We start from the raw sequence: 11,081 nt of genomic DNA, 5'->3' as shown, positions 1-11,081 counted from the left end.
TTACTGGTTGGTAAGCAACTTTAAGTGGCAAGAGGCGGTGTTTAGGCGCCATGTGCCGTTCAGGCCAGGCCTAGCCAAATACCCAGTAGCACCCCGGCCGCGCCCAGCGCCAGCAGCAGGCCATAGAGCGGCGCCGCGAAGCGCAGCCACTGGTCGAAGCGCACGCCGCAGGCGGCCAGCATGGCCATGAGCGCGCCATTGGTGGGGGTAAGCAGCTCGGTGAGGCCGGCGCCGTATTGGTAGGCTAGCACCGTCACTTGCCGGGGCAGGCCGATGAGGTCGGAGAGGGGCACCAGCAGCGGCATGGTGAGCACGGCCTGGCCGCTCACGCTGGGCACCGGAAGGTGCAAGGCACCTTGCACGCCCATCATGCCCAGGGCGGCCAGCGCCACGGGCAGGTGGGCTAGCGGCGTGGCCAGGCCCTGCACAAGGGTATCGACAATGTGCCCCTGCTCAAGCACCACAAAAATGGCTCGCGCAAAGCCGATGAGGATGGCCGAAAAGGCAATGTCGCGAAAGCCGGCCACGAAGCCTTCGGCCGTGCCCGTGAGGCCTAGCCCGCCCACTAGCCCCGCCCCAATGCCCAGCACCAGAAACAGCGCCGCCATTTGGTCAAAATCCCATTCGAGCCGTACCACGCCGTAGGCAAACGTGCTGAATGCCGCTAGCAATAACAGCAATACTAAGCCGTGGCGGCTGGCCCCGGCGGCGGCGACATCTTGGGCCGCAGTGTCGGGGGTGGTGCGGTGGCGGGAGGCGTGGCGCAGGGTGCCACTTATCCAGATAACCAGCGCGATGGCCAGAAACACCAGCCGGTAGCCCGCCGCCGACAGCAGCGGTAGCTGCGCCAGCTTCTGGGCAATGCCCACCTGGAAAGGATTGATGGGGCTGAACGCCGCACCCACCACGGCCGCCCCCAGGCTGGCCGCCACGGCCGTAAGCACAGGGTAGCCTAGCCGGCGCATCAGCACCAGCAGCACGGGCACGAGGGCAATTATCTCTTCGCCCATGTTTTCGAGGGCGCCCATAGTGGCAAATAATAATGATACGAGCGGAATAACGGCTACCTCGCGCCCCTGCGCGTGGCGCAGCAGCCAGTCGACGCCATGGCGCAGCGCGCCCGTCTGGTCGACTACCGTAAAGGCGCCGCCCGCCAGAAAAATCAGGAATACGACCGCGCCCGCATCGGCCAAGCCCTTGGGCACGGCCACAGCTACTTGCAGCGGGCTCACGGGCGTGCTAGGGACGCGCTCGTAGGAGCCGGGTACTACCACTTCGCGGCCGGTGGCGGCATTGGGGCGGCGGGCAAACTGGCCAGCGGGCAGCACATAACTCAGGGCAGCGGCCAGGATGATAAACAGCGTGAGCAGCACCAGCGGGTGCGGAAAGCGAAACGATTTCATGCCGCAAAGGTGCGCCGCGCAGCCCCTAAGCTGGGCTAGCCGCTGGCTGCGCCGCCCGGCGGGCGTATCTTCGGGATAGCCCTATGACGATTGCCGCTTTTAAAAACCTGCACCAGCGCCACCAGGCGGCGCACCTGGCCCGGCACGGCCGGCCCCTGGCCGAGCGCACCGAAGACAGCTTCGACCTGCGCCTGTTTGCCGTCGAAAACTTCTATGCCGAGGTATGGCACAGCCGCGGCGACGAGGCCATCCTGTTCATCCACGTCTTCGACCGGCCTAGCGGCCTGAGCGATTACCTGCCACTGATTTCGCTGGGCGAAATAAGCCGCTAGGCCGGCCCGGTAGCGAAATGTCGTGCCTGCCCGGGTTTGCGGGCGCGGAAACGCGGCAGCTCAACGGCAAAGGGCTGGCGCTAGCTGCTGTGCTCCACGGCCGTAAGCAGTTGGTCGATTTCGCTGGCCAGGCGCTCAATATGTTCCAGGCCGGCGCGGGCCTGCTCCATCTCGCCGCGCTGGTGCTGGCGCACTAGGGCTTGGCCCGTGTCGAGGGTTTGGCGCAGCAGGCGCTCGATGCCGGCTATCTCAGGGCGCTGGCCATACTGCGGCTTAAGCACCGTATTCAGCCACTGGCCCAGCGGGTTTTCTTGCAGCGTAAACAAGCTGGGCTCGGGCTCGCGCACCCCGTAGAGCACCGAGCGCAGGCGCGACTTAAACAACACCTGCTTGACGCGGGCTTGCTGAAAGTCGAGGGCGGAAAGCTCCATAAAAGGTGCGGGGAGAAAAGGGCTAGCCGAGGATGGCGCCCGCTGGCTGGGGCGGGGCACTTACTCGCAAGAAGGCCGGCTACCTGTCGAGGTTAATTTCGGACGCGTGGGGGCGGCCAAGCAAATTAACGGCCAAATCGCCGTTAGCCTGGCCCATACAGCCGGGGGTTAGGGAGGGTAGAGTTGGCGGTAACCCAGCGTATTACCGCTATTCCAGGGCTTTACGGGCGTTCACCAATTCCGTTACTTCGAAGGCAAAGACCGTAATACCTGCCACTTGGCCCTGTTCGCTGAAGCGCTGGTAAGTAAAATTGAAGTACGCCGGGCGCATGGCGGGCGAGTCGGGCCGGGCCTGGAGCTCCACGAGCAGCTCATTGCCGGTAAAGGTTTCGCCGGTTTGATACACCCCGTCGAGCAGGGACGCGATGCCTTGGTCGACTACTTCGGGCAGCGCCTGAGCTACAGTGCAACCCAGCAGCTGGCGCCCGGGGAAGAGCGACTGGTAGGCCGTGTTGACGAAGTCGTAGCGGTGCTCGGGGCCGCGCAGGATGCAGATGAGCGCCGGCGCCTGCATAAAAAGCCCCTGGTACATGGCGCGCTGGCTTTCGGCCAGCTGGTAGTTCTGGTAAGCCTGCTCCGAGAGCACGGCCTGCTGCTCATTGGCCTCCAAAATTTCCTGCACCATCATTTTCTGGTCGTGGATGTCGGTAGCGCCGCCCACCCACAAGTTGATGCGGCCCTCGGCATCGCGGCGGGGCTGGGCGCGGCTCAGTATCCAGCGGTACTGGCCGTCGTAGCGGCGCAGGCGGTATTCTACCTGGTAGGGGTTGCCGGCCGCCACCGCCTGGCCCCACTGCGTGCGCACGCGCTCGCGGTCGTCGGGGTGCAGGTCGGCAAGCCACTTTTCACCCAGCTCGTCGGCCATTTCGCGGCCCGTGTAGCCTAGCCAGCGCGGGTTAAAGTAATCGCGCTGGCCGTCGGGCGTGGCCGTCCAGATAAGCACCGGCAGGTTTTCCAGAATAAAGCGGGTGCGCTCCTGCTCTTCGGCCAGCTTTTGCTGGGTTTCGGCGGCAAGGCGCGCGGCGCGCAGCTGCTCGGTTACGTTTTGGGTGCGCTGCAAAATGTACTGCAGCTGCCCCTGCGCGTCGAGAACAGGGTAATGGGTGGCTTCCCAATAAAACTCTTCGAGGCCACCGCCCTGCTCGGTGGGGCGCTCCAGGTCGTAGCGAATGAGCGGCATGGTGTGCGGCTCGAGGTGGCGCCGCACGTGCTCGTGCGATTCGCGAATCTGGGCCGCCCCGCTTTCGTCGCTGGCGGGGTAAGCCTCGAAAAAAGGCTTGCCTATTACTTCCTCCCGGCGCTTAAGCGACACCGCCACGTGGCTGTCGGTGTTGTCGAGGATAGTGGCTTCCGGGTTGGGCGCGATGAGCAGAAAATTCTCGGGCAGCGAGCGAAAAACGTTCTGATAATCGACGGGAAGCGTGGGGGCGGGCATGGGGCAAAAAAGCTTAGGGCAAGGCGAAGGTAAGCGCTGCCCTGGCTTGAACGGCTGGCCGCCTTTTGTGTTGCTGCGCTCAGGCTCAGCCGCGCCGGCCTACGGTTGGGCGCTCGCTTTTGCTGGCTCGGTAGCTTTTACTTGATTGCCGCGGGGCGGGCCGGGCACCTTTGGGACAGTTATCCGCCTCAACCGCCGGCCCCATGAAAACTGCCTTCCTCGCCGCCCTGCTTGCCGCCGCTGCCCCCGTCGCCCTCGCGCAAAGCCCCGCCGCTAGCCCCGCCACCCACGCCACCACGCGCCTCAGCGGCCTAGTGCTCGACGCAGCCGGCCGCCCCCTGCCGGGCGCCAACGTATTCCTCAAAACCACTTTCGACGGCGCTACCACCGACTCGCTGGGCCAGTTCACCTTCGCCACCTCGGCCACGGGCACGCTGCCGCTGGTCGTTACGCTCGTCGGCTACGAACTGCAGGAAACGCCGCTGGCCCTGCCGGCCGTGGGTGGCCCCCTAGCCCTGCCCACTCACCACCTGCGCGAAAGCCGCGCCGCCCTGAGCGATGTGGTGGTAATGGCCGGCGCCTTCGAGGCCAGCGATGCCCGCCGCGCCGCCGTGCTCAAGCCGCTCGATATTCTGACTACCGCCGGGGCCAATGCCGACATCGCCACCGCGCTGAATACCTTGCCCGGCACCACCCGGGTGGGCGAGGAGGGCAAGCTCTTTGTGCGCGGCGGGGCCGCTTCCGAAACCCGTACCTACCTCGACGGCCTGCCCGTGGCCAGCCCCTACGGCGGCGCCGTGAGCGGCGTGCCCGCTAGGGGGCGCTTTTCACCTACATTGTTCAAAGGCACGCTGTTTAGCACCGGCGGCTACTCGGCCGAGTATGGGCAGGCGCTGAGCGCGGTGGTAAACCTGAGCTCGATAGACCTTGACCCCGAAACCCAGACCGGCATTTCGCTGCTAAGCGTGGGCGGCTCCCTGAGCCGCACCCGGCGCTGGGAGCGGACTTCGGCCTCAGCTAGCCTCGACTACACCAACCTCACGCCCTACTACGGCCTCACCGCGCCCGACCAGCGCTGGCAGCAGGCCCCGCAGCGGCTGGGTGGCAGCCTGCGGCTAGCCCACCGCACCGGCGAAACCGGCCTGCTGAAAATCTACGCCACCTATGCCAGCCAGCAGGTAGCCACCCGCCAGCCCGACCCCGAAGCTGCATTTGCCCAAAACGGCCGCCTCACTGCCCTGCGCAACGACAACTACTACCTCAACGCCACTTATCGCAGCGCCCTGCGCCGCGGCTGGAGCCTGAACACCGGCCTGGCCCTGAGCCGCGAGCACAACACCCTGCGCCCTGAGCCCCAGGTTATCGACGAAACCGAGCAGACCGCCACTGCCCGCCTCGTGCTCACCAACGACTCGGCCAGCACGTGGTTTAATCTCAAGCTGGGCGCCGAAACTACGGCCCAGCGCTACGCCCTGCGCTACCAGGCCACGCCTGATGCTCCGGTGTACACCCCCGGCTTTAGCGAGCAGCGCACCGCCGTGTTTGGCGAAAGCGACCTGAGCCTGGCGCCACGCCTCAGCGGGCGGCTAGGGGTACGGAGCGAATATTCGGCCCTGCTGAACCACGCCAACTTGGCGCCGCGCCTGGCGCTGGCCTGGCAGCTGGGGGCCGGCAGCCAGCTCTCGGCGGCAGGCGGGCTGTTTTACCAAACGCCTACCAACGACCTGCTGCGCGTGCAGCCTGCGCTGGGCTTCGAGCAAGCTGCGCACTATATCCTGAGCTACCAGCGCAGCACGGCCAGCCGCACCCTGCGGGCGGAGCTCTATTATAAGGACTACCAGAAGCTGACGCGCTTCGACGGCTACAACGTGCTCGATGCCAGCCGCTACGGCAATAGCGGCCAGGGCTACGCCCGCGGGCTCGACCTGTTCTTCCGCGACCGCTACCAGACGTTCAAGAAAATTGACTTCTGGGTGAGCTATGGCCTGCTCGACACCCGCCGCCAGGCCCGCGCCGACCTCGCCGCGGCCGTGCCCACCTTCGCCGCCACCCACAACCTGAGCGTGGTAGGCAAGTACTGGCTGGCTAGCCTGCACACCCAGCTCAGCGGCACCTACAGCTACGGCAGCCCGCGCGCCTACTTCGACCCCAACCAGCCGGGCTTCAACCAAGGCCGCACCCCCAGCTTCCAAAGCCTCGACCTCAGCCTGAGCTACCTCACGCACCTGGCCGGGCAGTTCACCATCGTGCACCTGAGCATGACCAACGTGCTGGGCCGCGACAACGTGTTCGGCTACCGCTACGCCACCACGCCCGATGCGGCCAGCGGCCGGTATGCCGCCGTGCCCGTGCGCCAGCTAGCCCCCCAGATGGTGGTGGCCGCGCTGCTCATCTCCATCAATAAGAAAAGCCCCGGCGACACCTCGGTGGCGCCCGATTGAGGAGGTCGGCTAGCCGTTGCTAAGAAATAAAACCAGCTGCCGCGTGGTAAAAAGGCGCGTCGTTGGCATCAGTAAGCCGGTAAAGGGAAAGCACTGTGCGGAAAGGATGCCGGGATGGCGTCGGGCTTTGCCCGGCGCCATCTTTATTGTGGGGCTAGCTGCGGGCCAGCACGCGCTGGCGCAGCCAGCGGCGCACGGGCTCGTCGTAAAAGTTGAGGCAGGCGTAGGCCAGCGCCGCGGCCACTGCAAACGTGAGCGCCGTCCAGGGCAGTCCCGGCGCCAGCGGCACCTTGTGCCGACTCACCCAGCCAGTGTAGACGTACACCAGCCGGTAGTGCGTGATGTAGAGCGGGTACGAGATAGGGGGAGCCGACAGTAAACGCCCTGGCCAGCAGAAGTAGGCCGCGCCGCCACGCAGGCCGCTGGCTTCTGCTGCCCTGGCTGGCGACCAACGCTCCTTCCAGTGTTTCGGCGGTTTCGGGGGCGGCTTTGGGCGCTTCGGCAACGGGCATTTTGGGCCGGCCGGGCCTGCCACCACCTTTGAATCATTAACCCGGACGCCACCCCTTACCCCCTTTCTGAGTCATGAAAAAGCTGTTGTTCACCCTCGCTCTCGCTACTGCCAGCCTCGGCGCCACCGCTCAAACCGCCCCCGCAGCCGCGCCGGCTGCTGCTACGCCCCCCGGCTACACCGAGCAGCTCGGCGCCACCATCGGGCAGGTAATGCACACCGGCGATGCCGCCGAACTGCAAGCCCTGGCAGCCAAGCTGGAGCGTGCCGCCGCCGTGGCCCCGGCCGACTGGCTGCCCCGCTACTACCAAGCCTACGCATTGGTCATCAGCACGTTTACGGGCAAAGAAGCCGCGCCCGTAAAAGACAAGGCTCTTGACCGCGCCGAGGCAGCCCTAGCCCAGGCCCTGCGCCTGAAGGGCGACGAGTCGGAGCTGCTGACTCTGCAAGCCTACCTCTACCAGGCCCGGCTCAGTATCGAGCCCGCCGTGCGCGCCCAGGAATACTCAGCCAAAGTGACCGAAGCCGTCGACCGCGCCGAAGCCCTCAACCCGGCCAATCCGCGGCCCTACCTCGTTGAGGCCAACAACGTGTATTATACCCCCGTCGCGTTTGGCGGCGGGGCGGCCACCGCCCGCCCCTTGTATGAGCAGGCCAAGGCCCGGTTTGCCGCCTTCCGGCCGGCTAGCCCGCTAGCCCCCACCTGGGGCCAGGAGCAGCTGCTGGGCCGCCTCAAGCAGTACGAAGCCCCCACGGCCGCCAAATAAACCCACTGCCTTTGGCAACCCGGCCGGCTTCCCGCCCCTGGCGGCGTTGGGCCGGCGGGCTCTACTTTTAAGCCTGCTCTTTTATGCTGCCCGCCATGCCTGCCTTGCTGCCTCCTGCGCCCGCCACCCCGCCCTACGCCGATGCGGTGTCCCGCGGCACGCCCTGGGTTACCACCGTCGAGCGCTCCAACGTGCGCGCCTTCGGCCGGGTGCTGGGCTGGATACTGCTGGTGTGCATGGGCACGGCGCTGCTGTTCTCGCCGCCGCCCTGGCGCGACCCCGTCGGCTACGCCATTTCGCTGGGCATCTCGTTTTGCTACTCGGCGGGGCTTTGGTTTGCCAATGCCTTCACCGCCGACGCCCTCAACCTGCGCACCGGCTGGAGCGAGCAGCCCATCCGGCGGCTGCTGCTCACGGTGGGGGTGTCGCTGCTGGCCTCCCTGCTGGTGCTGGTGGTGATGGGCGAGTTCACGGTGCTGGTGCTCTACCACAAGCCGCTGGGCTACACCCTGCGGCACGGCTTCTGGGAGCGCTCGGCTTTTCCGCTGGCCACTACGGTGGTGGTGTCGCTGTTTATGCACTCGCGCTCATTTCTGCTTTCCTGGCGCGAGGCTACCGTGCGGGCCGAGCGCCTCGAAAAAGAGTCGGCCGTGGCCCGGCTCGACTCCTTGCGCCGGCAGGTAGACCCGCATTTTCTCTTCAACTCGCTTAATGCCCTCACCAGCCTCGTGGAGGAAGAGCCGCAGCGCGCCGTGCGCTTCATTCGTCAGCTCAGCAGCGTGTATCGCTACGTGCTCGACAGCCAGAGCCAGGAGCTCGTGCCCTTGAGCGAAGAGCTGGCCTTTGCTGAATCCTACGTTTTTCTGCAAAAAACCCGCCTCGACGAAGCCCTGCAGGTTGAGTTCGAGCGCCCGCCCGCGGCCGCGCTGGCTAGCCTCTACCTGCCGCCGCTGGCCCTGCAATTGCTGCTCGAAAATGCCCTCAAGCACAATACTGCCTACCAGGCCAGCCCCCTGCACCTGCGCGTGGCGGTAGATGTGCCCAGCGCCACGCTCACCGTGCGCAACACCCTGCGCCCCCGCCGCCTTGCTGCCGATGAAACCAGTGGCCGGGGCCTGGCTAACCTGCGCGCCCGTTACGGCTTTCTCACGCCCCGCTCGGTAGAAGCCGGCCCGGTGGGCGAGGACTTCGTGGTTACTTTGCCGCTGCTAGCCTTGTAGATGGGCCGCCACTAGCCAGGCTCGGCTTTTTGAGAAGTGATAAAGCGAAGCTATTCCGAACTACTATGGGTGCTGTGCGCCGTCATTGCCACGGGTATTGGGTGGCTGCTGGTGCGCAAGGGTGCTACCCCAAACGGGCACGTGGCCGTAGAGCAGGCCCTGCACCGGGCCCAACTCAGCGACGTGGAAAGCATTACCGTGTACCCGCTGCTGGCGGGGCAAACCCGTCCGTTTCAGGTGCGTGCGCCGGCCCTGCTGCGCACCTTGCTGCTCACCCTGCAGCAGCTGCGCCCCGTGGTCGTTACCCCAGCCTTCGAGCCGCTGCTAGAGGCCACGCTGGAGGTGCGCCTGCGGCCCGAGCTGGCGGCGGCCCAGCATCTGCACAGCCGCACTATTATGTTGCGCCTGTCTACCTCGGCCGATGGCGAGGTGGCGCAGCTGGCCCAAACCAACTACTTCTACCACGCGGCGGCCCTGGGCCAGCGCATCTGGCAGTTGCGCGATAGCCTGGCCGTGCACCGCTAAGCTATCCGTCGTTCTTTTTGATTTCTTGCTATGCTCCGCGCCTTACTTGTCGAAGATGAGCCCCTAGCGGCCCGCCGCCTGGCGAGCCTGCTCCAAAAACAAGCCGTGCCATTTGAGATTCTGGGCCCCGCCGAGTCGGTGGCGCAGGCCGTGGCCCTTCTGCAAGCCGGCCCCGCGCCCGACGTACTGTTTCTGGATATTCACCTGGCCGATGGCCTCAGCTTTGAGCTGTTTGAGCAGGTAACCGTGACGTGCCCGGTCGTTTTTACTACAGCCTACGACCAGTATGCTGTGCGGGCGTTTAAAGTCAATAGCGTCGATTACCTGCTTAAACCCATTGACGAAGAGGAGATTAGGCAGGCAGTGGTAAAATTGCAGCAGCGTTTACCTATTGCTTCCCGTGGGGACTTTAGTACAAAAAGTTCGGTTTCCAGCACAAAACCAGCGGCGGAAAACGGCTCATCAGTGCCCGGCTTGGATGCGGCAACGCTGGCGGCTCTTTTGCAGCAGCTGCGCCAGCCGGCGCCCGTGGCCAGCTACAAAAGTCAGTTTGTGGTGCGCGTGGGCGAGCACCTCAAGGTGGTGCCCGTCGAGCAGGTGGCCTACTTTTTCAGCCTCGAAAAAACAACTCTGCTGCAAAGCACCGACGGCCGCAAGTATGTGGTGGACTACACCATGGAACAGCTTGAAGGTCTGCTCGACCCGAGCCAATTTTTCCGCCTGAATCGGGCCTTTCTGGCCCGGCAGGCCGCCATCGCCGATATTATTCATTACACCAACTCGCGGCTGCAAACCATTCTGAAGCCCGCCCCGCCCGAGAGCGAAGGCCCGGTGCTGGTGAGCCGCGAAAAAGTGAGCGTATTCAAAAACTGGCTCGACCGCTAGCCCTAGCCCACGACGGGGCGCACGGGCTGGCCCGCCGCGAACATGTGGGCCGACTCGGTAGCCGGCACGAGAAACTCGCCCAGGCGGGCGCCGGCTTCCAGCCAGTGCTCTATCTTGCGCATGGCGTCGGTAAGGTGGCGCAATGGGCTGATTTTCAATTTAACCGCGTTCATAGCGAATTGCCATTCAAGCGACGGGATACGCGGAAAGGCGGGCTAGGTAGCGGGGGCTAGCCGCCCTCCAGCCAGCTTTTCACGGCGCCGGCTTTTTCCTTGCTCACCAGTATTTCGTCGGTGGGGGCAGGGGCTAGCTCTACCAGCAGCTTGCCGCCAAAGTGGGCCGCGAGCCGGCGCACGGCCGGTAGCTGGGCGATGAGCTGGCGGTTGAGGCGGAAAAACTGACCAGGGTCGAGCAGGCCTTCGAGCTGCTCCAGGGTGTACTCTACCACGAAGCGGCGGCCATCGAGCGTAGCGAGGGTAGTGGTGTCGTGGCGGCTCTGGAACCAGGCTGCTTCGGTGGCGGGCAGTGGCAGCAGGTGCTCGCCCTGCCGCACCAAAAACCGCGTTTTATAGGGCCGCTGGGGCCGGGGCAGCGCATCGAGCAGGCGCTCGATGGAAATAGTAGGGGAGGTGGATACTAAATGCGGAGTGGAGCTGTGCGCAGCAGCTAGCTTCTTTTGGGCTTCGCGGCTCCCGGCTTGCAGCGCTGCCAGCTTGCCCAGCGCCGCCTGCAATTCGGGCAGCTTGAGGGGCTTCAGGAGGTAGTCGATGCCATTGGCCCGGAAGGCTTGCAGCGCATACTGGTCGTAGGCGGTGGTGAAAATGACTGGGCACGCCACTACAGCTTGGGCAAATACGTCGAGGCTGAGCCCGTCGGCCAGCTGAATGTCGCTGAGAATGAGGTCGGGCGCGGGGTGGGTGGCTAGCCAGGCCAGCGCGCCGGCTACCGTGTCGAGCACGGCCAGGACCTCGGCCGTGGGCGCGGCCTGGGCCAGCAGGCGCCGCAGGCGCTCGGCGGCCGGGTACTCGTCCTCAAAAACTAAAATGCGCAGGGGCAGCATGGCGAAAATGG

The 11,081-nt window shown here is 65.3% G+C and carries 12 protein-coding genes; 6 read left to right on the top strand and 6 right to left on the bottom strand.

The annotated features are described in order from the left end of the window. Window positions 1-59: 59 nt before the first annotated feature. Window positions 60-1,403: a YfcC family protein gene (locus tag J4D99_RS07720; RefSeq protein ID WP_208131125.1), complete on the bottom strand. Its 1,344-nt coding sequence runs from the start codon at window positions 1,401-1,403 to the stop codon at window positions 60-62. An 83-nt stretch (window positions 1,404-1,486) separates the two neighbouring features. Here J4D99_RS07720 and J4D99_RS07715 point away from each other — a divergent pair, with 83 nt between their 5' ends. Continuing rightward, window positions 1,487-1,735: a hypothetical protein gene (locus J4D99_RS07715; protein ID WP_208131124.1), complete on the top strand. Its 249-nt coding sequence runs from the start codon at window positions 1,487-1,489 to the stop codon at window positions 1,733-1,735. Between the two features lie 80 nt (window positions 1,736-1,815). Here J4D99_RS07715 and J4D99_RS07710 read toward each other — a convergent pair whose 3' ends face one another. Continuing rightward, window positions 1,816-2,166 carry a hypothetical protein gene (locus J4D99_RS07710; protein ID WP_208131123.1) on the bottom strand — a complete coding sequence of 117 codons (351 nt, stop codon included), beginning with the start codon at window positions 2,164-2,166 and terminating at the stop codon, window positions 1,816-1,818. A 208-nt stretch (window positions 2,167-2,374) separates the two neighbouring features. Then, window positions 2,375-3,661, bottom strand: coding sequence for a PAS domain-containing protein (locus tag J4D99_RS07705; RefSeq protein ID WP_208131122.1), 1,287 nt, complete (start codon window positions 3,659-3,661; stop codon window positions 2,375-2,377). Window positions 3,662-3,864: 203 nt separating this feature from the next. Here J4D99_RS07705 and J4D99_RS07700 point away from each other — a divergent pair, with 203 nt between their 5' ends. Further along, window positions 3,865-6,102 carry a TonB-dependent receptor gene (locus J4D99_RS07700; RefSeq protein WP_208131121.1) on the top strand — a complete coding sequence of 746 codons (2,238 nt, stop codon included), beginning with the start codon at window positions 3,865-3,867 and terminating at the stop codon, window positions 6,100-6,102. Between the two features lie 154 nt (window positions 6,103-6,256). On the opposite strand, the gene J4D99_RS07695 is transcribed toward J4D99_RS07700, so the two are convergent. Further along, window positions 6,257-6,607 (bottom strand): hypothetical protein, encoded by a 351-nt coding sequence (locus J4D99_RS07695; RefSeq protein WP_208131120.1) that lies wholly within the window; start codon window positions 6,605-6,607, stop codon window positions 6,257-6,259. Between the two features lie 80 nt (window positions 6,608-6,687). On the opposite strand from J4D99_RS07695, the gene J4D99_RS07690 reads away from it, so the two are divergent. From J4D99_RS07690 to J4D99_RS07675, 4 genes are all read left to right on the top strand, one after another. Then, a complete protein-coding gene (locus J4D99_RS07690) occupies window positions 6,688-7,380 on the top strand; it encodes a hypothetical protein (protein ID WP_208131119.1) in 693 nt (230 codons plus the stop codon). 83 nt (window positions 7,381-7,463) lie between these two features. After that, window positions 7,464-8,600 carry a sensor histidine kinase gene (locus J4D99_RS07685; protein WP_208131118.1) on the top strand — a complete coding sequence of 379 codons (1,137 nt, stop codon included), beginning with the start codon at window positions 7,464-7,466 and terminating at the stop codon, window positions 8,598-8,600. A 36-nt stretch (window positions 8,601-8,636) separates the two neighbouring features. Then, entirely contained in the window at window positions 8,637-9,125 is a 489-nt protein-coding gene (locus tag J4D99_RS07680; RefSeq protein ID WP_208131117.1) for a hypothetical protein, read from the top strand. 30 nt (window positions 9,126-9,155) lie between these two features. After that, entirely contained in the window at window positions 9,156-10,010 is an 855-nt protein-coding gene (locus tag J4D99_RS07675) for a LytR/AlgR family response regulator transcription factor (RefSeq protein WP_208131116.1), read from the top strand. 2 nt (window positions 10,011-10,012) lie between these two features. On the opposite strand, the gene J4D99_RS07670 is transcribed toward J4D99_RS07675, so the two are convergent. Then, complete coding sequence (locus J4D99_RS07670) at window positions 10,013-10,183, bottom strand: hypothetical protein (RefSeq protein WP_208131115.1); 171 nt, start codon at window positions 10,181-10,183, stop codon at window positions 10,013-10,015. A 56-nt stretch (window positions 10,184-10,239) separates the two neighbouring features. Then, entirely contained in the window at window positions 10,240-11,070 is an 831-nt protein-coding gene (locus J4D99_RS07665; RefSeq protein ID WP_236018567.1) for a LytR/AlgR family response regulator transcription factor, read from the bottom strand. Between the last annotated feature and the right edge of the window lie 11 nt (window positions 11,071-11,081).

It is taken from the genome of Hymenobacter sp. BT559 (assembly GCF_017571525.1).
Classification (GTDB): Bacteria; Bacteroidota; Bacteroidia; order Cytophagales; family Hymenobacteraceae; genus Hymenobacter; species Hymenobacter ginsengisoli.
The sequence above is the reverse complement of the archived record's forward strand: the minus strand, read 5'-3'. Positions and strand labels throughout refer to the sequence as shown.

Bases quoted from the DNA above. Each gene is read 5' to 3' on its own strand.
- J4D99_RS07715 (WP_208131124.1), top strand. From the start codon at position 1,487: ATGACGATTGCCGCTTTTAAAAACCTGCACCAGCGCCACCAGGCGGCG.
- J4D99_RS07675 (WP_208131116.1), top strand. From the start codon at position 9,156: ATGCTCCGCGCCTTACTTGTCGAAGATGAGCCCCTAGCGGCCCGCCGC.
- J4D99_RS07705 (WP_208131122.1), bottom strand. From the start codon at position 3,661: ATGCCCGCCCCCACGCTTCCCGTCGATTATCAGAACGTTTTTCGCTCG.
- J4D99_RS07670 (WP_208131115.1), bottom strand. From the start codon at position 10,183: ATGAACGCGGTTAAATTGAAAATCAGCCCATTGCGCCACCTTACCGAC.
- J4D99_RS07665 (WP_236018567.1), bottom strand. From the start codon at position 11,070: ATGCTGCCCCTGCGCATTTTAGTTTTTGAGGACGAGTACCCGGCCGCC.
- J4D99_RS07690 (WP_208131119.1), top strand. From the start codon at position 6,688: ATGAAAAAGCTGTTGTTCACCCTCGCTCTCGCTACTGCCAGCCTCGGC.
- J4D99_RS07685 (WP_208131118.1), top strand. From the start codon at position 7,464: ATGCTGCCCGCCATGCCTGCCTTGCTGCCTCCTGCGCCCGCCACCCCG.
- J4D99_RS07720 (WP_208131125.1), bottom strand. From the start codon at position 1,403: ATGAAATCGTTTCGCTTTCCGCACCCGCTGGTGCTGCTCACGCTGTTT.
- J4D99_RS07710 (WP_208131123.1), bottom strand. From the start codon at position 2,166: ATGGAGCTTTCCGCCCTCGACTTTCAGCAAGCCCGCGTCAAGCAGGTG.
- J4D99_RS07700 (WP_208131121.1), top strand. From the start codon at position 3,865: ATGAAAACTGCCTTCCTCGCCGCCCTGCTTGCCGCCGCTGCCCCCGTC.